Below are 23,367 nucleotides of genomic sequence, written 5' to 3'. Positions count from 1 at the left end.
GCGGGCGACGCTCGAAGTTCCGGCGCAGGCAACTCCATCCCTCGGAGGGCGGGTGCCCGCTGAGCTCGGCTGCAGAAGCCCTGGCCATCCTCGGATGAGCAGGGCTTCTCGTGTCTATGCGGATGAGCTGGGCGGACGTATCTAAGCGGTCGAAAGAGATGCTCATAGGTGCAAAAATGGTTGGACTGGGCCACTAGTGGCAAATCCGACCAAGAGGACCGAGTGTGACGGTCGTAGTCATCCAGCCTTCCGCCGGCAACGCTGCATCCAGGCGCCGGTGGGCCGACACTCTGGGGCAGGAAGTCCTGTTCACGTCGTCGGAACGTGAGGACCGCCTCTCTGAGGATCAGCGTGCGGCGCTGTTGCGGCTTCATCCGTCAGGGCGGGCCCGGTTCTGGGGAGCCAGGTCGTTCCAGGACAGCAAGATGGCGCGCGTGCACCTCGGCGATGTGGTGCTGTTCACTGGTCAGAAGAAGGTCTGCGGTATCGGGGAGGTCGGCGTCCTCTTCAACAACGCGGCCTTCGCTGACACTCTCTGGGCACCTGGCGGGGACGGTAGCTGGAGCAACGTCTACAGTCTTCTGAGCTTCCAGCCCACGGAGATTCCCTACGGGGAGATCTGGGCGCTCCCGGGCTTCAACGAGGGTGACAACTTCATGGGGCTCCGGATACTGGACGACGATAAGTCGGAAGCGGTGCTCCAAGGGCTCGGGATCACCCCGTCCGTCAGTCTCCAGCGAGATCTTGTGCGGGAAGACGAGGTCGCTCAGGCGATCGCCCAGGGCACACAGGTGGTGGACTTGGAGAACGTCCACACTCCCCAGACCAGCTATCAGACTGCTGGACGGCTCGTACTCGTCCACCGCGCGGAAGCCCTACTTGTCAGCGAGTACGTGGACAGCCTGGGCTGTGAGCCCGGAAGACTGCGGACGCCGGTGGGTATCACGGACATCCATGTCACAGGACCCGACGGTACAGAGATCATTGAAGCCAAGAGCGGCTCTGGCCATCGGTATGTGCGCGATGCCCTGGGACAACTTCTCGACTATGTCGCCCATAGCCCTGAACCGGCCGACAGGCTCTCTGGTCTGTTCCCCGAGAAGCCGGCCGAGGTTTCCGTGGCACTTCTCCACCGCTACGGGGTGGACTGCGTGTACCGGCAGGGGCCGGGTGCCTTCGAGCGGCTCCCCGCGCCGCCGGCGGCCCGTGAACACATGGCGAAGGTCTGGACGGCAGGCTGAGCCGGATCTCGTCGAGATGGGCGGCGCACGGGTGAGATTCCTGGTGGCTGAACTGCTCTCCGTGAACTGAGAGCGAAACACGTTGTGCTCGTTCTGGTCTGGAGTGGGGACATGGCCTATTCGGCTGATGTCACTTCGTCCAGCCACAGGCGGTGGCTAAAGCCGCCTCGTTCGGCGCGCTTGTGGGCCGCTGCTTCCTGTACTTGTTCGTCGGAGATTCCCAGTGCTTCAGTGAGGGCCGCCAGTACCTCGTGGATGTCGGCCAGTTCTTCCAGCCGGTGGTCGGGTTCGGCTCGCCGCAGCTCTTCGGTCTCTTCGGCGAGCTTGGCCATCAGCGCGGGGATCAGCTCCGCCTCGGTGAGGACGCGCACCGTGGCCCTCCGGCCAGAAGCCTCGATGATCTCCGGGATCCGGTCACGGACCAGCTTGCCGTGGACGATCGTCTGCTCCTGGGGCACGATGTCACCCTCCTGGCCGATACTGCTGCCGTGGACTATCGACGCGGTGTGGTCACCGGTGAAAGCGTATGGCGCGCCATCGTGTTGTACGGCGCCAACTCGGCCACCTACAAGTTCGCTTTCGGCGCGACTCTGCTGGAACTCGCCGCGACCGGCCGCAACCACGTCACGCTGGAGGAGGCGGCTCCGCGGTACGCCGAGTTGCTGTGCCAGGCCCTCGAGCGTCAGCCCCGGCAAGGCACCGCCGCCCGCAGCAAGTTCCTCGACGCCTGCCGCAGCTTCAACGTCGGGGACCTCGACCAAGAGACGCTGCACCAGCGGACGGTCCAGCTCGGCTTCAGCAACGTCGTCGACGCCTTCCCCAAACTCGGCGGCGCTCAGGCACCGGTGCGCTATTACGAGGACCAGCGCAAGCACCCCACCAACCCGGGACTGGTACTGCGCGACGAGCTTCTCGAACTGGCCCACTCGGTGCACGCCGCCGACCTCGACGCCGAAACCGCTGCCCGATGGCGGCTGGTGGAGACGGCGTGGGCGTCCGGTGTGTCCGGTGCAGTCCTGGGAGGCCCCGCCCTGGATTACGACTCCGGCACCCAGCAGCTGGTCCTGCGGACCAAGCAGCGTCGTAAGAGCGTCACCGGAGTCGTGGCCGCGCTCAACGGATATCAGGATGGCCGCTGCGCGTACTGCAACGACCTCATGGCGCGGGACGCAGGACCCGTAGTCGAACACGTCCTGCCCTGGAAGCTCACCCGCCACTGGGACGGCCCGAACGTCGACGCCGTCTGGAACCTGGTCCTGTCGTGCAAGCCCTGCAACGACGCCAAGCGAGACCGGGCGCCGCACGAAGGCTGGATGCCCTGGCTGGAGCAGCGCAACAACGACCTCATCGAGTCACGTCACCCGCTGCGCGAAGTTCTCATGGCCCAGACCGGCGGAACCGCGGCCGACCGGCATGCCACCCTCAAGCGCGCCTACCAAAGGGCGACGGAACTACTGCCCGCCGTCTGGAGCCCACCAGCAGGACCCCGCACCGCATCGTGATCTCACCGGCCGCATCCGGGGGCGAGGCGGATGGGGATCGGGAAACGGGGGTGTAATCGCGGGGCGGGGCCGGACATCTACGGGTGATCAACTCGTCTACGCTCTGGGAGCCGCCCTGTGAGTTGGAGATCCAGAAGCTTTCTCGTCCTGCCCGTGTCCGTCCTGGTCGGCGTCTCGATCCTGCCCGCCGCGCTGGCCGACGGGCCGGGTGGACGGGCTCCGGACCGCGCCGTCCCCCGCGGTACCGGGGCCGTCGCACGCACGGTCACGCTGGTCACCGGTGACCGGGTGCAGGTCCGCGGCGGGTCCGTTTCGGTCCAGCCCGGTCCCGGCCGCGAGAACGTCGGCTTCGTCCAGGAACAAGCGGGGCCGCACGTCGTCGTCCTGCCGATGGACGCGGCGCGGCTGGTGGCCAAGGGCCGGCTGGACCGGGGGCTGTTCGACGTGGGCCGGCAACTGGCCGCCGGTCAGGACGACGCCCACACCGCGACGCTGCCGCTGACGATCACCGGGTCCGCGGCGACCCGGCTGCCCGGGGTCACGGGACGGGGCGGCGTCTCGCTCGCCAAGAAGTCCGCCACGCGGTTCTGGCGCGCGCTGTCGGCAGCGCCCGGTGACATCGGGGTCCGCCCGGCCGGGGTGCCGCGCGTCGCGCCCGGCCCGCGGCGGCGCGGCACGCAGGCCGAGTACGACCTGAAAGCCGAGATACTCGACCGCAACGGCCGCGCGCCCGGGGCCGACACTGTGGCGGAGTGGCTGGCCTATAGCCTCGACGACCCGTCCGGCTATTGGAGTGGTTCCTCGGGTGAGACGATACGGCTACCGGCCGGGCGGTACATGGTGTTCAGCACGGTCGCCACGCCTCGGCCCGGAAACGCAGCCGCGGCCTACACCGGGATGGTCGACACCCAGGTGGTGCTCGACCGGGACCGCGTGATCACCTTCGACGCCCGCAAGGCCGTCAAGGTGGAGGCGAACGCCGACCGGCCCTCCGCGCGTAAGACGTCCTGGATGGTCGACCTGTTGGGGAAGGCGGCGTCCAGTCCGGATTACGGCTACTTCCGTTACCGCCTGAATATGCCTCCCGGCGGGGAGGCGTACGCCGCCACCACGGCGCCGTCCCCCCGATTCAACATGGAGGTTCAGGCCACCTACCAGGATCCGCTGCTGCGGCTCCAGGTAGGCGGGGCCAAGCCGTTCCCGGTCGACGTCGCGTACGCCGATGGCCTCCGGAACGATCCGCGGCTGGACGGGACGAACCAGCTGCAAGCGGTGTACGGGGGCAGCGGCACTCCGGAGGAACTGCACGATGTCAAGGGCAAGCTGGTCGTGCTCGACCCGCCGCCCGCCGACGATCCCGAGACCCCCGCGCGGGTGCGCAATGTGGCCCAGGCCGGGGGACGGGCGGTGCTGCTGGTCCGCGACACGTTCGGTCCGCGCTTCGACGGCGGCCTGGAGCTGCCGACGGCCGTGAGCAATGCCCCCGACGGTGCCCGGCTGCGGGACCTGGCGAAGGCGGGCCCCGTCCCGGTGACCACCCAGGGCATTTCGGTGAGCCCGTACCAGTACAACCTCTCCTACCCGGCCTCCAGGGAGGTTCCCGCCAATCCGGTCTACACGGCGCGGGAGAAGGACCTGGCCGCCGTCCGGGTGCGCTACCGCGGCGCGGACGGTGCCCTGCCCAGCAGTCTGCTGACCGAGTCGGTGGGGGTCGCCGGCCCCTCCGGCGGGTGGTATGTGCCGGTTCCCGCCCCGACCACGAGGACCGAGTACTTCACGACCGAGGAGGGTGTGCGCTTCTCCCGCGAGTTCAGAAGCGGTTTCGACGACGGCCGGCCGCTCGTCCAGACCGAGGCCCGCGCCTACCGGCCCGGTGAGCGGCGGGACGAGACGATGAACAAGGGCGTGGCCGGGCCGTCCTTCGCGACGCCGTCCCGCGAAATGACCTCCGGGCGCCGTCCGGCATGGGCGTTCCGCGAGGGCGACACCGTGGACGTGGTGATCCCGGCTTTCAGCGACACCGAGCCCGGCCACTACGGCACGGGCGAGTCCTCCACGCCTGGCTGCACCACCGGTTCGGCCCGTCTCTTCCGGGACGGCGTGCTGGTCGGCGAGAACAACACGCCCGCCGCCGGAGTGTTCGCCGCCCCGCCCGAAGCCTCGGCCTACCGCCTGGACATCGAGGCGGCCTGTGACCATCCGGACTGGAGGCTGTCCACCAAGGTGACCTCCTCCTGGACGTTCCGCTCCGCCCACACCTCGGGCGCCGCGGGACTGCCCCTGATGGCGGTCCGGTTCCTGCCGGAGCTGGACGACCTGAACCGGGCCCCGGCCGGGCAGCCCTTCTCTTTCCCGGTCCGCGTCGAGCACCAGCCGGGGGCGGCGTCCGCGCGGGTTGTGTCCCTCAAGGTCGAGGCGTCCACAGACCTCGGCACGAACTGGGAACCGGTCCGTGTCCGCGAAGACGGCGACCATTGGGCCGCCGACATCCGGAACCCGCTTCGCGGCAAGGTCTCCCTGCGCGCCACGGCCAAGGACGCCGACGGCAACACCGTCACCCAACTCATAGAGAACGCCTACGCCGTCACCCGCTGACGTAGAGAAGCCCTGGTCATCAACGCGATGACCAGGGCTTTTCGTATGAGGACGCGGACCTCTCGCTCCACCGCCCAGGCTGTCGACGGCGCCGCACCGTCCGCGTCATCAGTCAGGGCCCGTTACCCCATCCGTCCTGGGAACGGCTGGACGACTTCGTCCTGTTCGCCCGCCGGTTCGTCCAGGACGGCCAGGTCTGCCCGACTTGCACCACCCCGGCGCCTGCTGAGCCGCGATCGCTCCCGACCACCCCGGCGACACGTGGCTGCGCGACGACGACACCACTAAGTGGCCCGAGGGGGAGGCCGTCCTGTAACAGCCGGGCCCATGACGGTCGGGTTCGCCCGCCCCGGCGCGCGTCGCTGGACGCCTCCCGGGCGCCTGCGCCAGGATCTGAGGTCACTTGCTGACATTCGTCCCGCACGTCGCGGGCCGGCCGGAAAGGGGGAAGCCCGATGGGTGACCTCCGGCTGGGAGAACGTCAGCTACGACAGTCCCTGCTCACGCTGCTTGAGGACCGCCACCGGGACGATGCGGACACGGTGATCCGGCACGAGATGGGGCTGTGCTCCGGAGCGCGGCGGGTGGACCTCGCAGTGATCAACGGTGACCTGGCCGGGTTCGAGATCAAAAGCGATCAGGACACCCTGGAGCGGCTGGCCGGGCAGGCCGCCGACTACGGGCGGGTCCTGGACCGGGTCACGCTGGTCACCACCGACCGGTACCTGGCCCACGCCGCCGTCCTGGTTCCCGAATGGTGGGGCCTGGTACGTGCAGTCCCCGCTGACCGGGAAGAAGCGGGGACGGTGGAGCTGAGCGAAGTCCGCGCTGCCGGAGTCAACACCGGACAGGAACCGTTCGCGGTCGCGCAACTGCTGTGGAGGGACGAGGCACTGGCGATCCTGCGTGCCCGCGACCAGCACAAGGGGGTGCAGCGGGAGCGCCGCTGGCTGGTGTGGGAACGGCTGGCCGCGGTGGTGCCGCTGCCGGAGTTGCGGCGGTTGGTGTGCGCTCAGCTCAGGGCTCGCCGAACCTGGCCAGGCGGTCAGTGACCACGGCCAGATGCCGGGACGTCCCGAACGCCCGCCAGTTGGCCGGGCCTCCCGGATTGGAAGAGTCCTGGGCTCGCAAGGCGATCTGCGCATCGCCCCAGCAGTGTTCCCCCGTCCAGTACTCGGAAGCGACCACGTCCTGGCAGATGATGCAGAACCGCCGGTTGCCGAGACCTCCGGGAGTTCTTTGCCGCCAGACCTGCCACTGGGAGTCGGTGGTATAGCGAAGGTTGGGGAATCCCCGAAACCCTTGGCCCAGGGCGGGATGGGCGATCGCATAGTCACCGAAGTCCACCGGCTGCCCCTCCCAGTGGTGACGGACCTGCCGCCACAGGTCGGCATCCCGACGCGGAAGCGGCGTCACCGCGTCCAAGGGCACGCCGGTCAAGTCCTTGGGGAACGCGCTACTGGCCACCGCCACAGATCGCCAGGGATTGGTGTCGGCCCACGCAAGCCACGCCAGGGCGGCCGTACAGGCGTGCTGGACGTCGGTGTCGTCCTTGATCGTCCACAGATCGATCACCAGATCGATGTGCTGAGGGGACTGGTCCAGGACGGTCAGCACGGCGTCAAGGGCGGCAGTGGCCTCCCTGATGGCCAAGTCCCAGGTGACCGGTTCCAGGCGCAGGCACGCGCCGTCCTGGAATTGGGAGACGACCTCGCGGGCTTGAGTCAAGCGTTGCGGAGAATCGGTGAGCCGCACGACCGGACGCACTGGCCGCGAAATCAGGACCTCGGTGAACACGCCAAGAATGGGCTGCCATACCTGCTGAGCGGGGACGGCGCCATCAACCAGCGCGGTGTCGATCGCGCACACCACGTCCTCGGGCAATTCGTCGCGCAACATCCTGGCGAATTTCTCCAGGCGCGCGGTGAACTTCCTGGCCGCGTCATCGGCGGTGTCATTCTCTTTGGGTTCCTGAGGAGTCACCTCCAGCAGCGGTCGCATCTGGACGGACGGGCTTGCCAGGTTCCGTAGGGCGTCGGACTCACCCAGCTTGGCTTTCAAGATCGGGACATAGGCCGTCATCGGACGTATCAGCGCCTCCCCGCCACCTAGCCCCCGGCTTACCGCTCCGTCAATCCACCATCTACCCCGATAGCGATCTCCAGTCAAAGATTCAGGTCAAAGTCTCACTCGACCGGATATTCCGGCCTTACCTGATCGGCTGTCGAGACCGAGGCAAGGTCCGGAGGGCCGGGGCAGGGCGAACACCGCTTTCGTCATCCGCCCCCGCCCATGGGTGACAACCTCAGCGCCGAACTGCTGCTGGACGCGACCGACTGCAACCGGGCCCGTCCACACCCGCATCCGGGACGCCACCTATGCACCGGCCGACCGTGGCACCCCCGCCGGCCCGCCGGGCGTCGGGGGTGCAGACCGGCGTCCAAACGGGGAAGCCGCCGGGGGAGATGTCCGAGCTGGCGGCGTTGTGCGTCGGGGCGGTCTGCATCCGCTGACGAACTGGGCAATGTGCACGCGTAACGCAAAAGCGCTGACGGCACTGGCACCACGCCGGGACGAATGGCTTGCGGACGGCACGAAGCCGCGCCCTGCCTCTCGCCATTTCAACGGGACCCCGGGGTATGCTGCACAACCGGAGGGTCGCTGAAAAACCGGCTCCCACCACAGCCCCCAAGCTGCAAATGACCGGCAGTTTTACCGTGGCGTCCTCATTGCCCCTAATGAGGGCTCGCAACATTGACAAAACCGGACCGGTATAGCCGTGCTCGCGTCCTCATCGCCCCTAGAGAGGGTTCGTAACAGAGCGAGCGTCGGTAGCGAGAAGGCCGCACCGGTGTGGCTCTCATTGGCCCTATGAGGGGGTTCTGAGCAGCAAAAACGGCTCCGGCCTCCTGCGGGGAGGACGGAGCCGCCTGGCCGGACGGGCTTCCCCACCCGCCGACAGACGAGAGGCTACCGGGCCGGAGAACTTCGCATTGAGACCGTGTAGGTGATGCCGAGCGCGCCGAGCATCGTCAGCGCGGCACCCGACCCACTCGCCGGTGATCACCGAGTCATCGGCGAGTGCCATGGCTGTCGGGTAAATCGGAGCGGCTCGGCGGCTCACCGTCACCCGGGGTATTTGGGCCGTGGGGCTCGACCTTCGGAGAGGCTTCGGGGGCTTTTGGAACGGCGGGGGGCAGCCCCGCTGGGAATGCGACTGGCGCCCGCCCTTTCGTGGAGGACGGACGCCGAGGACGTGTTGGACGGCTTGCGGGGCGAACGGATGGGCCCGGGCTCAGACCCGTCCAGTGCCGCGACATCCCGAGCAGGGGCGTTCCTCGATCTTGTTGTCGACGTTGTAGGTCACCTTGCCCGACCCGTCGCACATTGAGCATTTGGTCGGCTTGGCGTGCTTGCCCATCGTCAAAGATCCTCCACAGGAGTATCCGGGTGTCCTAGCCACATGTGAGCGCCTTTGCTGGTGACGGTGATGCCGAACTGGTCTCGTGGAGGGCGGCCCCAGTCGTTCCAGCGCAGGTAGGCGGCCACGAGCTCGTCCCACAGGTTGCGGGGGCCCGATTGCGAGACTTCGGCGTCTTGTTCGGCGGGCCGGTGCGTGGCCAGGGCGTGGGAGTCACCGTGACGCAGTGCCATCCGGAAGGAACCATCGGCGTTGTCGACCCCTGTTCCGCGCACGCCGGGCAGCAACCCGGCGACCGCGACGGCGAAGCCCTCTCCGGCATCGGCCATCTCCCGGGGCGCCACCGTGGCGCGTGAGACGCGGTCATCGTCGTCGATCGGCCGGAGCGGCGGACGCTGGCCGCGAAGAAGCATGAAGCCGCACGATTCACCGATCGGCCCGGAGGCGGTCCCGTCGTCGTCGACGGTGAGTCTCAGCAGATAGCCCGACTTCCACCCGGGCATCCAGGGCAGGACGAGCACCCCTCCGGGCTGGGTCTGCTCCACCCATGTGTAGGGGATGTCGGCAACACCGACTGTGACGTGAACCCGGTCATAGGGTGCGCCCTGCCTCCACCCCAGGGTGCCGTCTCCGACGATGACGTGGGGGGCGTAGCCGGCTGCCTTGAGGTTGGCGGCCGCGCGGGCGGCGACGGCGGCGTCGATCTCGACGGTGACGACGTTGTCCTGTCCGACGCGTTCGGCGAGCAGCGCGGCCGTCCAGCCCGTGCCGGTGCCGATCTCCAGCACCCGATCCTCCGGGTGGGCGTCCAGCAGGTCCAGCATTGCGGCGACCAGGAGCGGGGCGGAGCATGAACTGGTGGGCATGGCCCCCGGGTCGACGCTGGTCTTGCCGGTCAGGTTGATGGTCCCGTCATCGAGCTGGGTGCCGATCGCGGTGTCGCTGTGCACCACCTTCCACCACCGAGCGGGATCCTGCTCGCGGTCGATCCACGAGGCCGGGTCGTCCATGATCGGCCCCACCACGGCGATGTCCGGGATGAACAGGTGGCGCGGCACCTCCTCCAGTAACCGTTTCCAGTCGGCCTCGTCCTGGAGGTCGGGCTCGGTCACTGCTCCACGCCCATGAAATCGGCGAGGTCGAGCATCTCGCGGGACGGCATCCTCGGCCGCGACCCCAGGATCTCCCGCGTGATGTCCCGGCCGTACTGCTGGTACCGGAGCCATTCGCCGTGCCGAACCCGGAGGCCCGTCATGATGTCGGTGGCCTTGCTGGCGTCGCCCGTGCGAACCCGAGCACGCGCTACATCCAGCCGGTGCCGGTTCCAGGTGCTGGTTTTGATCGTCCCAACGCCGCGAGGCAATTCCTTGGCGATTCGGAGGGCTTTGTCCGGATGGTTGTCCAAAACCTCGATCTCGGCCATGATCAGTATCGAGTTGAGCGGCCCGAAGTTCCTGTGTCCGGCAAGGTCCTCGTGCTGGTGACCGAGCCGCGCACCTGCGGTCGCCGCCGTCCGCGCGTACTCGAGGGCTTCGGGGGCGCGATTGTTACGGGACGCGGCGGCCGAAGCTTTCAACAGCAGGTACCCCCAAGCGGACAGCTCGTCTGCTGTGGCCTTGGACATGCGGGGTTCGACCTGGTCCGCCGTCTCGACGCACAACCGCTCCACCTCCTCCAGTCGCCCTTGGCGGAGCATGGCCCAGGCTTGTGAGCTGACGGCTGCGGAGGCCAAGGGGAGGTCGCCGATCTCCAGCGCGTCCCGCAGAGAGGTGTGCAGAGCGATCAGCGCCAGGTCGTGTGCGCGGATCTGGATGAGGTAGCGTCCGGCCACTCCGGTCAGGTCGGCGCGGAGGCGGAGCGCTTCGCGGCGCTGGTCGCCGTTGTCGTAGACGTCCACGTGGTGGTGCGCGGACCGGACGAGGGCGGGCACGATCGCGGCGAGGTCGTCGTACTGGTCGGCTTGGTATTTCGCTGCCACGGACTGGACGGCACGGGCCAGCATGGCCAGGTCGGGGTGCTCGGCGTCGGCGGTGCCGTACAGCGGCTTGCCGGTGAACCCGACCGGGGGGTTGATCGCCGAGCGGATGTCGGCCAGGACGACATCGTCGACGTTCGCTTCGGTCGGCTCGGGGGAACCGGCGGAGACGAACCAGACCGTCGTGACCCCGAGGGCGCGGGCGAGTTGGTGGTAGGTCTCCATGCGGCAGGTGCCGCCCTGCTCCAGCTTCTTGACCACGGCGAGGCTGAGGCCCGCCCGTTCGGCGAGTTCCTCCTGCGTCAGGCCCCGCCGGGTCCGCAGTTCTCTGACCCGGTCGGAGATGCCGGCTTCGTGCATGGGCCCTGCTCCTTCCTGAGCGTCCAGACGACCTCAGGCTAAAGCGCGATGCCTCGTTGCGTCATGGCTCCGCTTCAAAGGGCTACGCTCCATATCCCTTCCTGGCGACGGTGCCGAAACGGCCCTGTTCCATCCCTGTCACACGGTGTTGACGCTACGTAGCGTCTCGGGCAATCCCAGTAGTCAGGGAGCCGGAGATGAACACAAGAGCGGAGAGCCCGCACCCTTCGCAGGCAGAACTGCTGCAATGCGAATTCGCGGGCGAATGGGACATCTGGCGAGAGTTGGTACCGACGGGCCGGCACGGCGACTGGATCGCCGAGCGGGTGCCTGGCGACACCGCTGAGCCCACACGACTACGTGCCGCGTCGGTGCGAGAGCTCGCCGAGCTGTTGCGTGAGGTTTCCGGGGGAGAACAGTAGGCGACCCCGGCCCGGCGTGTCCGCGCCGGGGGCCCGGGGCCTAACCGGAAGTGAGGTCCGGCTATGGGCAAGCTACAGCAATTGCCCAAAGAGGAAAACGAAGACCTGTTCGAGCTGCGAGACGAGGTGGTCAAGCGTGAGTGGGGCGCGGAGTTGGAGCTTCGGCCGGGTGGCCTGCTCGTCCTCTGCCTGACGAACTCGAACCCGCCGTGGCAGGGCGTGGACGTGGTCGTCGCGGAGGGGATGTACCGGTCGGCCGGGGGCGAGGACCTGGTGCCGGTGGGTGACCCGGTGCGGGCGGCTGTCGTGATCACGCGGCCGTTCGGGGGTCGAGGATGAGTGGCGTCGCCGGTGAGCTGTTCGACGGGCGTCTCACCGTGGCCAGGGTCTACGACCGCCTGCTCCGCGCGTTGCTGCTTGAGGCGCAGAGCTTTGACGCCGAGGACGCGGGCGGGGAGTCATGAAGGCGCAGGACGCGGACGCGCTGCCGGAGCCTGAGCACCCGGACGCCTACGCGCGGCTCGGGGCATTGATGTCGCGGCTTCACGCCTACGGGCTGGAGACCGTCCTCCAGCGGCGCAAACTGATCGTGATCAACCCGAAGGCGCCGGGGTGCTGCGACGACGTCCCGCGCCGGGCGGACACGGTCACGTGCAAGCCGCGTGAGGACGACGGCGCCCGGTTGTGGTTCTTTCACTCGTGGGGTGAGCCGATCGCGGAGGCGAACCACATCGTCGACGCGGCCTTGACCGTGGCGACGACGCTCGGCGCGCCGACGCCGCAGGGCGGTCCCGATGAGTGAGTCCGAGCGTGGACGCGGGGGGACGGGTAAGGCGGCAGAGCCCCCCGCGTCCGCTTCACCGCCCGAGCGCCTCGACGAGCTGGCGGCCCTGCTGACCCGGCGGTTCTCCGGCGTCTACGCCACCCGACCGGGCGGCGGGAGCGTCCTGTACCTGATCCGCTCCGGCGCCGGACCCCGCTACGTCCTGTGGCGTCCCCTGCCCGCGGCGTACTTCTGGTACGGCGAACCCGACCACGGCGAGCAGATCAGCACGACCGCCGAGCAGGCCGCCGAGATCATCGGGCGGGTACTCGGCCTGTCCGCCCGCTGAACACCGCGGCCCCGGAGGTCCGGCGCGGGGCACCGGGGCCGCGGCCCAAGGCACTGGGACCTCGGGTTGAAGGCGCGCACCCGAGGTCCCGGCCCACCACGTCCGAAGGGGTGCTGCAGTGCCCGACGGGCAGCGGGTGGCTGGCCTGCTGGAGGAACTGGACGACCTACTAGACCCGGCGGGCACTCCGCGCCTGGTCGAGCAGGCGTACACCAATGCCGTCGTGCCCCCAAGGGTTCGCAACGACGCCACGCCGTACAGCGCGTCCCCTATGACAACGTCCTCATCGTCCCTACAAGGGTTCGCAACGTGCGTCGGCCGCGCTCGGTGCGGTACTTCCAGGCGTCTCGTGGCCGTGCTTGTCCAACACGACCACACCGTCATCGAGCTCTCGACGTCACCCGCGCCGGACCCGCCGGCGAGGTCCTGGGAGCTGCCGGTACCGTAAGCGGCGCGGACGTATCCATCGCACACCTCGTCGAGATCGGCACCCGCAAATCTTGGCCCGTGCTCACCGCCCTGCTGGTCGCTCTTCCGCCAGACCCACACCTCCCTGGCCTCGGCCGCGATGCCGATGTCAGCACCGTCCGATCACCGGCCTGGACGATTCGCGCCGGGCCAGGCGATCCGCGCGCCTGGGCGAAGCCTTTGCGGAGCCGGCCGAGCCCGGTAGTCCAGCCAGGTGCCGTTTCAGTCTGTCGCGCTGAGAACTTGGTCGCGCTGGGCGGCCCATTCCAGGGAGTGGGCGATGCCTTCGGCGAGGGAGTACCGGGGTGCCCAGTCAAGGAGGCGTGTGGCGCGGACGCTCCGGGTATAGGCGCCGGCGACGTCGCCGGGGCGCGGTTCGGTGTCGACCGCCGTGATCGGAGTGTCGACGACCTCGTTGAAGGCCGCGAGCAGTTCGCGGACGGTGACCCCGGTCCCCGTCCCGAGATTGATGGCGGTCGAGGACGCCGATTCGGGCAGCAGCGCATCGAAGCGAGTGAGGGCTGCGAGGTGCGCGGCGGCGAGGTCCTGGACGTGGATGTAGTCGCGGATGCCCGACCCGTCGCGGGTGGGCCAGCCGGTCCCGGTGATGGCGAATGGACGGCGATCTTCCCACGCCTCGATCATCTTTCCCAGTGCGTGGGACGGGCGGGCAAGCTGCAGCCCGGTGCGCATCTTTGGGTCGGCACCGATCGGGTTGAAGTACCGCAGGGAGAGGATCCGGATCGGCTGGGTGGCGGCGATGTCGGCGAACATGCCCTCGCACACCGCCTTGGTGCGCGCGTAAGGGCTCTGGGGGGCCAGCGGTGAGTCCTCGTCGACGGTGAAGTCGTCGCCGTCGGGCCGGTAGATCGACGCCGAGGAGGAGAAGATCATCCTGCCGCAGCCGTTGCGCAGCAGATGGCCGACGAACTCCAGGGATTTGGTGACGTTGGCACGGTAGTAACCGATCGGGTCGGCGACCGAGTCGGGGACGACGATCAGCGCCGCGCAGTGCACCACCGCGGTGATGTCGGTGTGGTCGGCGAAGATCTGGTCGACCAGTGCGGCGTCAGTGATGTCGCCTGGGTAAAAGGCCCGGCCGGTGGTGAACTCACGGCGGCCGGTCACCAGGTTGTCCAGGATCACCGGAGTGATTCCGGCGTCCAGGCAGGCCGAGGCGATGGTGGAACCGATGTATCCGGCGCCCCCGGAGATCAGAACCTTCATGTGGCAGGAGCGTAGGGGCGGCGACCGGCCGCCGTCCGGCTATCACCCTAAGCAGTGCGGGGCGTGTCGGCGGCACAGCGGAATCCGGTGGCGTGGTTGGCGTAGGCGGGGTCGACGGCGACCCGCTCGCTGGTGCGCATCTGATGGCGCAGGTGCATCCAGCCTCCGCCGCGCACGACCATATAGCGGCCGGCGGCGGCGTGGTAGAGCGGGTCGTAGCGGCGGCGCGGGTCGTACAGGCGGTAGCTTGTGGCGGTCCATTCGGCGACGTTCCCGGCCATGTCGGTCACGCCGAACGGTGAATCGCCCTGGGGAGAGAACGCCGTGACCGGCGTGGTGGCCGGGACGGTGCCGTGTTCGTCGAAATGCCGGGCCCACCAGCCCCGCCAGTCTTCCAGGTTCCTGACGGGGCGGACCGCTCCGTACTCGGCACCGTTGGCGCGGCAGGCATCGAAGCCGGTGCCCCATGGCCACGGCCGCCAGGTGGGGCCGTGCGCGACGTACTCCCATTCGGCCTCAGTGGGCAGACGCAGTCCGGCCCAGGCCGCGTACGCGCGCGCGTCGATGTGAGTGACGTGGACGACTGGGTGGTCCATGCGGCCGTCGATCCGGTCGCCCGCGCCGCCAGGGTGCCGCCAGCACGCCCCCGGTGTCTCCTGCCAGTAACCGGCCCCGTAGACCAGGCCGAAACCACGGGTCTCAGCCGCTGTCCGGTACCCGGTGGCGGCGGTGAACGCGGTGAAGGCGGCGTTGGTCACGGGGTGCACGTCGATCCAGAACGCCGCGAGCTCGACCGGATGCTGCGGGGACTCGTCCTCGAACCAGGAACGCGGGTACTGCTGCTGCCCGGCTAGTGCGTCCAAGGACGCCTCTGGGGTCCCTATCCAAGCGGTGCCGGCGGGCACGGCGATCATCGCACCGTGCCCGCCGGGGCCTGGTACGGCCAACCGACCCACGCCTCAGCCGCCCGCCATCGCCGGGAGCACGGTCAAGGTCGCGCCGTCCCGTAGCGTGGTGCCCAGCCCGCCTAGGTCACGGATGTTCTCCTCGCCGAGGAAGATGTTGGTCCATCTCGGCAGTCGGCCGTCCTGCAACAGCCGCGGCGCCAGCGCCGGGTGGGCGGCGATCAGCCACTCCAGGGCGGCCCGCACGGTCGCGGCCTGGCAGCGCAGCGACCCAGGATCGGCGTCGTTCAGCAGTGCCCGCCAGGCGGGTGGGACGATGATCCACACGGTGGCTGCCATCGGTCACACCGCCGCTACGGCGGTCCGTGCGGCGGCTTGACGCATCGACTCCACCGTCCACGCTAAGCCCTGCTCAAGCGGGGTCGTGGCCTCCCAGCCCAGCACACGGGCGGCCTTGGAAACGTCAGGGCAGCGTGCGGCGGCCTCACCTGTCCGGCCCGCGATGATCTGCACCGTCCCCGAACCCGCCGTGCGCACCACGAGTTCCGCTAGTTCGGCGATGGTGACCGGAGCGGCGGAGCCCAGGTTGATTGGTCCGGACTCGTCGGACTCCAGCATCGCGATCAGTCCGGCCACGAAGTCGGCGACGTAGACCAGGCTGCGGACCGCCTGCCCGCCGCCGGCCAGGGTGAGTGCGCGGCCTGCCAGGGCCGCGGTGACGAACGTGGGTACCACGCGCCGGTCGCCCGGCAGCGCGCCGGGCCCGTAGACGTTGAACGGCCGGACGATGCCAGTGTTCACCCCGTACTCGTGGCGGTAGGCGGTGGCCATCGCCTCAAGGAACCGTTTGCCCTCGGTGTAACCCGACAGCGGCCCGACCGGATCGACGTTGCCCCAGTAGCTCTCGCTCTGCGGCTGTACAGCCGGGTCGCCGTAGACCTCGGAGGAGGAAGCGAGGACGATCCGCACGTCCCGGCGGCGAGCGATCTCCAGCGCGTTGACCGTTCCTGCCGAACCGGCCAGCAGGGTCGCCACCGGACGCTCGCTGATCCGTGCCGGGCCGACGGGGCTCGCCAGGTGCACCACCGCCGTCAGCGGCCCGGCCCATTCCAGCGGCACGGTCACATCGTGCTCGACGAGCGTGAACCGGTCGTGCCGGTCCAGCTCCTCCAGCGCGTCGGGCCGACCTGCCGACAGGTTGTCGACAGCGGTGACTCGGGCGCCGCGCTCCAGTAGTGCATGGCACAGATGACTCCCGATGAAACCGGCACCGCCGGTCACCAGGACGTGCTCCAGGACATGCTCTGGGACATGCTCCCTGCTCATGGGGTTCCTCCGAAGGACCCGCGGACGCCGACGTCCGGCGCACACGGCCCGATAGGTTATGACCTATTCGAAGCATGGAGTGGCCCGCGTCCACTTTGAAGACCCCTGTCAATAGGTCATAACCTGTGGGAGACGCAGATATAGCGAGGAGAAGAGGCGCCGGTGCCACGCTGGAAGGAAATAGCCGACGAGCTCAGGGCGGCGATCGTCCGCGGCGACTACCCGCCCGGGGCCACACTCCCCAAGATCGTGGACCTGATGGCGACTTACCGGGCCAGCCGTATCACCGTCCGCCAGGCGATTGGGCAACTGACCGCCGAAGGGCTGGTTGACGCGGTCCGGCGCCGCGGCACCGTGGTACGCCGTCGTCCGCCGCGACAGCGGATCACTCGCTCGCGGACGGTGCTCCGCGACGAGATCGGCTACTACTTCGACCCGGTCGCCCAGCCTTGGCGGGCGCTGCGCACGCCGACGGTGTCATGGGGACCTGCACCCTTCGACGTCGCCGCGGTGCTCGGCGTCGCGGCGGGCGCGCAAGTGCTGATCCGTGACCGGGTGATCGGTGATCCGGCCACCGGCCAGGTCACCCAACTCGCCACCAGCTACCTCCCCGAAGACCTCACCCATGGCACCGTGCTCGCCGAGGCCGACACCGGCCCCGGCGGCATCTACGATCGCCTGGAAGAAATGGGGCACGGGCCACTGCAATGGGTAGAGGCTCTCTCGGCCCGGATGCCCACCCCGGACGAGGCCGAGCTACTGAAGCTCGCCCTTGGAGTCCCAGTGCTGCGGATCACCCGAACCACCACCAATCCCGCCGGGCGGGTCGTAGAAGTCAACGACACACGCATGGACGCCGAAAGGTTCCAGATCGACTACGCCATCACTCGGTCCTGACCACTGGGGAACGGAATGAATGGCTGATGGTCGGCGTCAAGTCCCGTCCCACCTCTCCCCGTTTCGGCGGGACCCCAGGGTATGCTGCACAACCGGAGGGTCGCTGAAGAACCGGCCGCCATCACAGCCCCCAAGTCGCGGATAACCTGCGGCTTTACCCTGAGGCGCGGCTCATCGCCCCTACGAGGGTTCGCCACGCTTCGCTTTCGGCCTCGATGTAGACCGAATAAGGTGCTCCTCGTCCCTACGAGTTCGCAACATGTCGGCTTCCTCTAGTGGGGGCGGTGGTACTCATTGCCCCTGCGAGGGTTTCGGTCAGCAGGAACAGCCTCTCCTGGCCGGATGGGCGTCCCGCCTGTTGGCAGAGCTGGACTTCTAAGGGTTAGATGCCCTCGCGTTCAGGAGGACGTAGGTGAGCCCGAGCGCGCTGAGCATCGTCGGTGGTCGTCGGGTCATCCGGAAGCGTCGTGCATGGGGGAGTCTGGTGCTGGACGCGGAGAAGCCCTTGTCATCTGTGCGATGACCAGCGTTTTTCGTGTGGGGTGAGTGAGGGGACTCGAACCTCCGACATCGTGGATCACAAGAAAGAAAATGGCCGCTCGATGCTCATTGGGGCGACGGCCGCGATGGTGACGGCGCTGGCGCGGCACGCGGCGCCGTGGGCGGTGCGAGCCATGTCCTCGGCTTGGTCGGCTTGGGTGACGTAGGGTCTTGGGTGGTCGGCGGCGGCTCCCCGCGGCCGAGGTCGGCGCGTACGGTGCGCCATTCAGCCGATGGGGTTGTCGGGCGAGTCGAGCCAGATCCGGGTGCCGTGGTTGGTGACGGTAATGCCGAAGCGTGACAGCGCGGGTTTGCCTTGCTTCTCCCATGTCTCGCGGGTCTCGTGCCGGACCTGCTGCGCTACTCGCTGTCCCCGCATGGGCATGAACCATCCGGGGCAGGTGAACCGGCCCTCGGCCGTTCCACCCTCGCTCACCCGTAGCAGGGCCAGGGGTTCGTCGGGGTGGACGGTGGGTCCCCACGGCGCGAGGATGAACCCTCCCGGACGCGTCTGCTCCACCCACGTGTACGGCAGTTCGTAGACCGCGGCCGTGGCGATCACCCGGTCGTAGGGTGCGCCATCGGCGTGGCCGTGCGTGCCGTCGCCCGTCACCACCTTTACTCCATAGCCGGACCGGGCGAGCGCTGCGCGGGCCTGCTCGGCGACGTCCGGGTCGATCTCGATGGTGGTGACGTTGGACGGCCCCGCCAGCTCGGCCAGCAACGCCGCGTTGTAGCCGGTGCCTGCGCCGATCTCCAGCACCTTCACGCCGGGTTCGACCTTCAGCGTCTCCAGCATGGTCGTCACGATGTGCAGGGCGCTGGCCGAGCTGGTCGGCCAGGTGCCCTTTTCGGTCGCCCCGTCGTCCACCTGTGTGGTGATCGAGTCGCCGTCGCGGACCATCTCCAGCCATCGTTCCGGGTCGTCGGCGCGCCTGAGCGGGACCGCCCAGCCGTCATCGCGCCTTACCCAGATCAGGTCGGGGATGAAGTTCTCGCGCGGCACTCGACGCAAGGCTTCGGCGGGGTTCATCCCTGGCTCCCAGAGCCGCCGCATCCCGAGCAGGGGATCTTGCGGATCTTCCCGTCGTCCGATATCTCCATCTTCCCGCTGCCCTTGCACATCCCGCATTTCACCGGCTTGCCGTGTTTGCCCATCTTTGGCTCTTGCTTCGGGTTGGCTCGCTACTGACCGGGCTTACGTGGGCGGAGGGTCTGTATGGCCGAAGCACAACCTGCGCGGTCAGTGTGTCTGCGTCTATCCGACTCCATGCGATGTAGGTTGTCCACAGGAATGCGAAGATCGTTTCATGGAGTTTGCGGCCGGCAGATGGGCGCGGTGCGCAGGGCTCACCTTATGGGGAGTTGAAATAGTACGTCCCACCGGTAGGTGGACTTCTCGCGGTAGAGTTCGACCAACTCGACCGTCCCGATGTCGACATTCAACAAAGGTATTTCTCGCTGGGCTGCGATGATTTCGATCAGGAGCCCCGTGGGTCGGCGGTTGTTGTAGGCAATCCCTAGGTGCGGTCGGAATACGCTGGTCGGAGCACCACCGGGAACACCGGCGCGGTGATTGGCCATTGAAGTGCAGCGTGCAGGATTTCCCTCGACCAGGGCGTCCGCGGAGGTCGGCCCGCAGAGGCGGCGGTGACAGCCAGGTGGAACGGCTGCACCGCCGACTGATCGGCCGCACTGGGAACTGACGCTCGACCTGCTCGGCGCTCAGGGGCACCGCGAGGCGAGGACTCTGATGCGGCTGCTGTCGTGCTTCGCCGCCACGCCTTTCCCCGCCGACTTGCTGGAATCTCGGCGTGCTCGCCGCTGAGAGGGAGTGAGGCAATGGGAAGGGGCCCCAGGATGTTCCTGGGGCCCCTTGTGTCGTCAGTGGTGTGTTTTGTGGACCTTGGTTTCGGTTTTGGCGGTGCAGTCCCATCGGGTCTCGGGTGCCTTGCAGTGCCAGGTAAGGCTGTTGCGCAGCAGTCCGGGTGTGCGAGCGATCACGGTGTAGGTGATCTCAGCCGTCTGCCCGGGTTGCAGGTCGCCCGTCCAGATAAGGGTGTGGTCCGTAAGGCGGGTGGTGCCGGTGGTGGCCTTGATCGGTCCCTCGAGGAAGCCGTTGTCGAGCACGTCGGACAGGTCGTCCGTGAAGGTGGCCTGGTGGAAGACGCCGGCGCAGGTGTTGGTGACGCGGATGCGGTAGTGCACCTTGCCCCCGACGGGCACCTTGGCCTGGTCGGCGCTCTTTTCCACTTTGAGCTTGTCGTTCGGACACGGCACCGGTGTGGTCTCGGTCGGTGTGGGAGTTGGCTCGGTCGGTGTGACTGTGGGTGTGGGGGTGACCCCGCATGAGTCGGTGTCGTAGGTGAGGGTCACCTCGCCGTTGCCCTCGCGGACACCCGTGTTGTAGGTGGCTTCAGCGGGGCCGAGGCTTGACCCTCCTCCGCCACCTCCCGCGTACAGGGTGCCTGTCGTGGAGGAACCGCCGGCGCCGCCGCCGTGTGCGCCCCCGCCGCCCCCGCCGCCCGTTCCCATGTGCGGGTCCGCGAGGTTGACCGCGCCGTCTCCGCCATTTCGTCCCACCGCGTTGCCGCCGGGAAGGCCGGGTTGATCGCCCGCAAAGGCGGGTTGCCCGGCCGCGCCGCCCGCACCGCCGTTGCCGCCGGAGGTGCCGCCGCCACCTGCGCCGGGTTCGGCCGGACTGGCTCCGTTGGTACCGGTCTGGCCGCCGTCGCCGCCCTGGCCCGCCGTTCCGCCGGCAAAGCTGCCCGCGCCCCCGCCTCCGCCGCCGGCGATGATGAGCGGCTCCAGGGCGACGCTCACGGTTGTCGCGCCGCCCCCGCCGCCTCCGACGGTGCCGTTCCCAGGGCGGTGGTCATCGCGGTAGGCGCCGGGCTGGCCGCCGCCGCCGTAGCCGCCTCGCGCGGGCTCGGACGGTTGGAGGACTCCGCCGGTGCCCGCGCCGCCGACGTCGATCGTCAGCGTGTCCCCGGGCTTGACCGGAACAGTGGCCCTGACTTCACCGCCTCGCCCGCCGGGAGACCCGGAAACCGCGTCGCCGCCCGCGGCCCCGAAGGCGTCCACGGTCAGCGCGCACACTCCTTCCGGAACCGTGAATGTCTCCGGGGCACCGGTGTAGCCGAACGTCCGGCTGTCCGGCTGCGCATGCGCCACGACCGGTACGAGTGCCAGAGCCGCGGCTGTCGTGACCCCCGCAGCCAGTGAGTACCACTTAGCGTTAATTGTCATCACATAGAGTAACGTACGGTCGCGCGATTCACGACGTCACCGTTCTCCGGCAATGAATTCCCACGCCTGGCGGGCGCAGACCGCACCCGTACGTGGCGACCGGTCATGTGGGATGCACGCGCCCTCGCGGGTGGCGTCCCTAGGCAAGATCGCTCCCGGATTGCCCCCAGAATCGGACATCCGAGAGCGAGGGCCTGGCGCGGGATACGGAGAAGCCCTGGTCATCTTCTCGATGACCAGGGCTTTCGTGTGGGGTGAGTGAGGGGACTTGAACCCCCGACATCTTGGACCACAACCAAGTGCTCTGCCAGCTGAGCTACACCCACCGTGGCCGGAATCGCTCCCGGCTCCCCAGTAGTGTAGCGGTTCCCGGGGGATGGGTCAGCCGGTGATTCCGGCGGCGAGGGAGCGGGCGGTCTCGGAGTCGGGGCCGGGCTGGGCGACGAAGACGGCGGCGCGGTAGTAGCGGAGCTCCTGGATGCTCTCGGTGATGTCCGCCAGGGCGCGGTGGCCGCCCTTCTTCTCCGGGCTGGCGAAGTAGACGCGCGGGTACCAGCGGCGGGCCAGTTCCTTGATGGACGAGACGTCCACCATGCGGTAGTGGAGGTGGCCGTCGAGGGAGGGCATGTCCCGGGCGAGGAACGAGCGGTCGGTGGCGATGGAGTTGCCGCACAAGGGGGCCTTCTTGGGGTCCTTGATGTGCGAGCGGACGTAGTTGAGGACGATGTCCTCGGCCTCGGTGAGGGTGACGCCGCCGGGAAGGGCTTCGAGCAGGCCGGACGTGGTGTGCATGTCGCGGACGACCTTGGACATCTGCGCGACCGACTCGGGCGGAGGTTTGATCACCACGTCGACGCCCTCGTCCAGGATCGTGAGCTCGCTGTCGGTCACCAGAGCGGCTATCTCGATGAGCGCGTCGGTGCGCAGGTCGAGGCCGGTCATTTCACAGTCGATCCAGCAGAGCCGCTCGTTCATGGGTTTCACCCTACGACCATGAACGACTGCGCGGGGCATCGAGTTCGATCGAATTACGAGGTGGGAGCGGTCCGGGCGGCGATGTGCGCGGGGACGGGGATGCCGGGGCGCAGCGCCGGATCGGGGTAGGGGGCACCGAACTCCTGGCGGACGGGGAGCACGCCGGCCCAGATGTCGAGGGCGTAGTCCTCCTCCTCGTCGGCGGGGCCTCCCTCTCTGACCTTGACGGACGCCTCGTCCAGGGAGACCGCGAGGACGGTGGTGGCGGCGAGCTCCTTGCGGGTGGGGCGGCGTGCCGCGTCCCACTGGCCTGGAGCGAACTGCTCGACGATGAGGCGCAGGCCCTCGAGCTTCTCTTCGGGGTCGTCCACGGTGCGGGGGGTCCCGTAGATCATGGCGCTGCGGTAGTTGATCGAATGGGAGAACAGGGAGCGGGCGAGGACGATGCCGTCGATGTGGGTGACGGTGACGCAGACGTCCCGGGCGGGGCCCGTCATCATGCTGGTCGCGCCGCTGGAGCCGTGGACGTAGAGGGTGTCGCCCGCGCGGCCGTACCCGGTGGGGATCACGCGGGGCGTGCCGTCCACGAGGACGCCGAGGTGGCAGATCATGCCGTCGTCGAGGATCGCGTGCAGGACGGAGCGGTCGGTGCCGGAGCGTTCCGGGTGACGTGTCAGGCGTGTGCGGGCGGTGGCGGAGAGTGTGCTCATGTGCCTTTACGCTAGGAGGTAAGTGGCCTGGTCGGTAGGGCCACTCCGTGTCGATGGCCGGAGACCAGTCGTGTTGATCGATCTTCCGCTCGCCGTTGATCGTTCGGCGGGCGAGCCGATGAACGCCCAGCTCGTCGCGCAGTTGCGGGCCGCGATGCGGGAGGGGCGGCTGGCGGAGGGGGAGCGGCTGCCCGGCAGCCGCTCGCTGGCGGCGCTGCTCGGCGTCAGCCGGACGGTGGTCACCGAGGCGTACGAGCAGCTGTACGCGGAGGGGTGGCTGGAGGGGCGGCACGGCTCGGGGACGTACGTGACCGACGGGGTGGCGGCCGACCCGGCGCGGCGGGAGCGTCCGGCCGGGCGGGCGGCGCCGGGACGGGCGGAGGCGCCGCCGGGGACGATCGACCTGCGGCCGGGTCTCGCCTGGGCCGGGGGGCTGGACACG

The 23,367-nt window shown here is 68.7% G+C and carries 23 protein-coding genes and 1 tRNA gene; 11 read left to right on the top strand and 13 right to left on the bottom strand.

Annotated elements, in window-relative coordinates; translation table 11 throughout:
* Positions 1 to 224 precede the first annotated feature (224 nt).
* Positions 225 to 1,241 carry a hypothetical protein gene (locus tag E1291_RS20000; protein ID WP_242614261.1) on the top strand — a complete coding sequence of 339 codons (1,017 nt, stop codon included), beginning with the start codon at positions 225 to 227 and terminating at the stop codon, positions 1,239 to 1,241.
* Positions 1,242 to 1,357: 116 nt separating this feature from the next.
* Here the strand turns inward: E1291_RS20000 and E1291_RS19995 are convergent, their stop codons facing one another.
* A complete protein-coding gene (locus tag E1291_RS19995) occupies positions 1,358 to 1,699 on the bottom strand; it encodes a nucleoside triphosphate pyrophosphohydrolase (protein ID WP_207400825.1) in 342 nt (113 codons plus the stop codon).
* 30 nt (positions 1,700 to 1,729) lie between these two features.
* Here E1291_RS19995 and E1291_RS43315 point away from each other — a divergent pair, with 30 nt between their 5' ends.
* From E1291_RS43315 to E1291_RS19980, 3 genes are all read left to right on the top strand, one after another.
* On the top strand, positions 1,730 to 2,743 hold the full coding sequence (locus E1291_RS43315) for an HNH endonuclease (RefSeq protein ID WP_207400824.1): 1,014 nt from the start codon (positions 1,730 to 1,732) through the stop codon (positions 2,741 to 2,743).
* Positions 2,744 to 2,896: 153 nt separating this feature from the next.
* Complete coding sequence (locus E1291_RS19985) at positions 2,897 to 5,338, top strand: protease-associated domain-containing protein (protein ID WP_131739355.1); 2,442 nt, start codon at positions 2,897 to 2,899, stop codon at positions 5,336 to 5,338.
* A gap of 455 nt (positions 5,339 to 5,793) precedes the next feature.
* Positions 5,794 to 6,390 (top strand): sce7726 family protein, encoded by a 597-nt coding sequence (locus tag E1291_RS19980; RefSeq protein ID WP_131739354.1) that lies wholly within the window; start codon positions 5,794 to 5,796, stop codon positions 6,388 to 6,390.
* Here E1291_RS19980 and E1291_RS19975 read toward each other — a convergent pair.
* The 3 genes from E1291_RS19975 to E1291_RS19965 form a co-directional block, all read right to left on the bottom strand.
* Positions 6,356 to 7,420, bottom strand: coding sequence for a beta family protein (locus E1291_RS19975; RefSeq protein ID WP_131739353.1), 1,065 nt, complete (start codon positions 7,418 to 7,420; stop codon positions 6,356 to 6,358). The genes E1291_RS19980 and E1291_RS19975 overlap by 35 nt on opposite strands.
* Positions 7,421 to 8,761: 1,341 nt before the next feature.
* Positions 8,762 to 9,871, bottom strand: a complete 1,110-nt coding sequence (locus E1291_RS19970) for a methyltransferase domain-containing protein (RefSeq protein WP_165495200.1) — start codon at positions 9,869 to 9,871, stop codon at positions 8,762 to 8,764.
* The gene (locus E1291_RS19965) at positions 9,868 to 11,094 is read right to left on the bottom strand and encodes a helix-turn-helix domain-containing protein (RefSeq protein WP_131739351.1); all 1,227 of its coding nucleotides are present in this window, start codon (positions 11,092 to 11,094) and stop codon (positions 9,868 to 9,870) included. Before E1291_RS19965 ends, E1291_RS19970 begins: the two co-directional genes overlap by 4 nt.
* A gap of 197 nt (positions 11,095 to 11,291) precedes the next feature.
* Here E1291_RS19965 and E1291_RS19960 point away from each other — a divergent pair, with 197 nt between their 5' ends.
* The 5 genes from E1291_RS19960 to E1291_RS19945 all read left to right on the top strand — a co-directional run bounded on the left by E1291_RS19960 (position 11,292) and on the right by E1291_RS19945 (position 12,628).
* Positions 11,292 to 11,516 (top strand): hypothetical protein, encoded by a 225-nt coding sequence (locus tag E1291_RS19960; RefSeq protein ID WP_131739350.1) that lies wholly within the window; start codon positions 11,292 to 11,294, stop codon positions 11,514 to 11,516.
* A 63-nt stretch (positions 11,517 to 11,579) separates the two neighbouring features.
* Positions 11,580 to 11,855 (top strand): hypothetical protein, encoded by a 276-nt coding sequence (locus E1291_RS19955; protein ID WP_131739349.1) that lies wholly within the window; start codon positions 11,580 to 11,582, stop codon positions 11,853 to 11,855.
* Positions 11,852 to 11,980 carry a hypothetical protein gene (locus tag E1291_RS44675; protein WP_278045273.1) on the top strand — a complete coding sequence of 43 codons (129 nt, stop codon included), beginning with the start codon at positions 11,852 to 11,854 and terminating at the stop codon, positions 11,978 to 11,980. Before E1291_RS19955 ends, E1291_RS44675 begins: the two co-directional genes overlap by 4 nt.
* Complete coding sequence (locus E1291_RS19950; RefSeq protein WP_131739348.1) at positions 11,977 to 12,318, top strand: hypothetical protein; 342 nt, start codon at positions 11,977 to 11,979, stop codon at positions 12,316 to 12,318. Before E1291_RS44675 ends, E1291_RS19950 begins: the two co-directional genes overlap by 4 nt.
* Positions 12,311 to 12,628 carry a hypothetical protein gene (locus tag E1291_RS19945; RefSeq protein ID WP_131739347.1) on the top strand — a complete coding sequence of 106 codons (318 nt, stop codon included), beginning with the start codon at positions 12,311 to 12,313 and terminating at the stop codon, positions 12,626 to 12,628. Before E1291_RS19950 ends, E1291_RS19945 begins: the two co-directional genes overlap by 8 nt.
* A 690-nt stretch (positions 12,629 to 13,318) precedes the next feature.
* Here the strand turns inward: E1291_RS19945 and galE are convergent.
* Genes galE through E1291_RS19925 form a run of 4 tightly spaced genes read right to left on the bottom strand, consistent with a single transcriptional unit; the run spans position 13,319 to position 16,554 of the window.
* Positions 13,319 to 14,323 carry a UDP-glucose 4-epimerase GalE gene (galE, locus tag E1291_RS19940; RefSeq protein ID WP_131739346.1) on the bottom strand — a complete coding sequence of 335 codons (1,005 nt, stop codon included), beginning with the start codon at positions 14,321 to 14,323 and terminating at the stop codon, positions 13,319 to 13,321.
* Between the two features lie 47 nt (positions 14,324 to 14,370).
* A complete protein-coding gene (locus E1291_RS19935; protein WP_131739345.1) occupies positions 14,371 to 15,237 on the bottom strand; it encodes a formylglycine-generating enzyme family protein in 867 nt (288 codons plus the stop codon).
* Positions 15,238 to 15,282: 45 nt separating this feature from the next.
* On the bottom strand, positions 15,283 to 15,567 hold the full coding sequence (locus tag E1291_RS19930; RefSeq protein WP_131739344.1) for a MoaD/ThiS family protein: 285 nt from the start codon (positions 15,565 to 15,567) through the stop codon (positions 15,283 to 15,285).
* Positions 15,568 to 15,570: 3 nt separating this feature from the next.
* Positions 15,571 to 16,554 (bottom strand): SDR family NAD(P)-dependent oxidoreductase, encoded by a 984-nt coding sequence (locus E1291_RS19925; protein ID WP_131739343.1) that lies wholly within the window; start codon positions 16,552 to 16,554, stop codon positions 15,571 to 15,573.
* 162 nt (positions 16,555 to 16,716) lie between these two features.
* On the opposite strand from E1291_RS19925, the gene E1291_RS19920 reads away from it, so the two are divergent.
* On the top strand, positions 16,717 to 17,451 hold the full coding sequence (locus E1291_RS19920; protein ID WP_131739342.1) for a GntR family transcriptional regulator: 735 nt from the start codon (positions 16,717 to 16,719) through the stop codon (positions 17,449 to 17,451).
* A gap of 766 nt (positions 17,452 to 18,217) precedes the next feature.
* Here E1291_RS19920 and E1291_RS19915 read toward each other — a convergent pair.
* The 5 genes from E1291_RS19915 to E1291_RS19895 form a co-directional block, all read right to left on the bottom strand.
* Positions 18,218 to 19,024 carry a methyltransferase domain-containing protein gene (locus E1291_RS19915; protein WP_131739341.1) on the bottom strand — a complete coding sequence of 269 codons (807 nt, stop codon included), beginning with the start codon at positions 19,022 to 19,024 and terminating at the stop codon, positions 18,218 to 18,220.
* A gap of 851 nt (positions 19,025 to 19,875) precedes the next feature.
* Entirely contained in the window at positions 19,876 to 21,075 is a 1,200-nt protein-coding gene (locus E1291_RS44670) for an isopeptide-forming domain-containing fimbrial protein (protein ID WP_131739340.1), read from the bottom strand.
* A gap of 415 nt (positions 21,076 to 21,490) precedes the next feature.
* Positions 21,491 to 21,566 (bottom strand) — tRNA-His (locus E1291_RS19905).
* A 55-nt stretch (positions 21,567 to 21,621) separates the two neighbouring features.
* Complete coding sequence (gene orn / locus E1291_RS19900; RefSeq protein WP_131739339.1) at positions 21,622 to 22,215, bottom strand: oligoribonuclease; 594 nt, start codon at positions 22,213 to 22,215, stop codon at positions 21,622 to 21,624.
* 53 nt (positions 22,216 to 22,268) lie between these two features.
* The gene (locus tag E1291_RS19895; RefSeq protein WP_131739338.1) at positions 22,269 to 22,925 is read right to left on the bottom strand and encodes a pyridoxamine 5'-phosphate oxidase family protein; all 657 of its coding nucleotides are present in this window, start codon (positions 22,923 to 22,925) and stop codon (positions 22,269 to 22,271) included.
* A 70-nt stretch (positions 22,926 to 22,995) separates the two neighbouring features.
* Here E1291_RS19895 and E1291_RS19890 point away from each other — a divergent pair.
* Positions 22,996 to 23,367, top strand: a 372-nt coding sequence (locus E1291_RS19890) for a GntR family transcriptional regulator (RefSeq protein ID WP_370771003.1), incomplete at its 3' end; no start/stop codon positions are given.

Source organism: Actinomadura roseirufa, assembly GCF_900659635.1.
GTDB classification, from domain to species: Bacteria; Actinomycetota; Actinomycetes; order Streptosporangiales; family Streptosporangiaceae; genus Spirillospora; species Spirillospora roseirufa.
The sequence above is the reverse complement of the archived record's forward strand: the minus strand, read 5'-3'. Positions and strand labels throughout refer to the sequence as shown.

What these genes read in the sequence shown, in the direction of transcription:
- E1291_RS19980 (WP_131739354.1), top strand. Translation starts at nt 5,794, where the DNA reads ATGGGTGACCTCCGGCTGGGAGAACGTCAGCTACGACAGTCCCTGCTC.
- E1291_RS19975 (WP_131739353.1), bottom strand. Translation starts at nt 7,420, where the DNA reads ATGACGGCCTATGTCCCGATCTTGAAAGCCAAGCTGGGTGAGTCCGAC.
- E1291_RS19965 (WP_131739351.1), bottom strand. Translation starts at nt 11,094, where the DNA reads ATGCACGAAGCCGGCATCTCCGACCGGGTCAGAGAACTGCGGACCCGG.
- E1291_RS19960 (WP_131739350.1), top strand. Translation starts at nt 11,292, where the DNA reads ATGAACACAAGAGCGGAGAGCCCGCACCCTTCGCAGGCAGAACTGCTG.
- E1291_RS19955 (WP_131739349.1), top strand. Translation starts at nt 11,580, where the DNA reads ATGGGCAAGCTACAGCAATTGCCCAAAGAGGAAAACGAAGACCTGTTC.
- E1291_RS44675 (WP_278045273.1), top strand. Translation starts at nt 11,852, where the DNA reads ATGAGTGGCGTCGCCGGTGAGCTGTTCGACGGGCGTCTCACCGTGGCC.
- E1291_RS19950 (WP_131739348.1), top strand. Translation starts at nt 11,977, where the DNA reads ATGAAGGCGCAGGACGCGGACGCGCTGCCGGAGCCTGAGCACCCGGAC.
- E1291_RS19945 (WP_131739347.1), top strand. Translation starts at nt 12,311, where the DNA reads ATGAGTGAGTCCGAGCGTGGACGCGGGGGGACGGGTAAGGCGGCAGAG.
- galE (WP_131739346.1), bottom strand. Translation starts at nt 14,323, where the DNA reads ATGAAGGTTCTGATCTCCGGGGGCGCCGGATACATCGGTTCCACCATC.
- E1291_RS19935 (WP_131739345.1), bottom strand. Translation starts at nt 15,237, where the DNA reads ATGATCGCCGTGCCCGCCGGCACCGCTTGGATAGGGACCCCAGAGGCG.
- E1291_RS19930 (WP_131739344.1), bottom strand. Translation starts at nt 15,567, where the DNA reads ATGGCAGCCACCGTGTGGATCATCGTCCCACCCGCCTGGCGGGCACTG.
- E1291_RS19925 (WP_131739343.1), bottom strand. Translation starts at nt 16,554, where the DNA reads ATGAGCAGGGAGCATGTCCCAGAGCATGTCCTGGAGCACGTCCTGGTG.
- E1291_RS19915 (WP_131739341.1), bottom strand. Translation starts at nt 19,024, where the DNA reads ATGAACCCCGCCGAAGCCTTGCGTCGAGTGCCGCGCGAGAACTTCATC.
- orn (WP_131739339.1), bottom strand. Translation starts at nt 22,215, where the DNA reads ATGAACGAGCGGCTCTGCTGGATCGACTGTGAAATGACCGGCCTCGAC.
- E1291_RS19895 (WP_131739338.1), bottom strand. Translation starts at nt 22,925, where the DNA reads ATGAGCACACTCTCCGCCACCGCCCGCACACGCCTGACACGTCACCCG.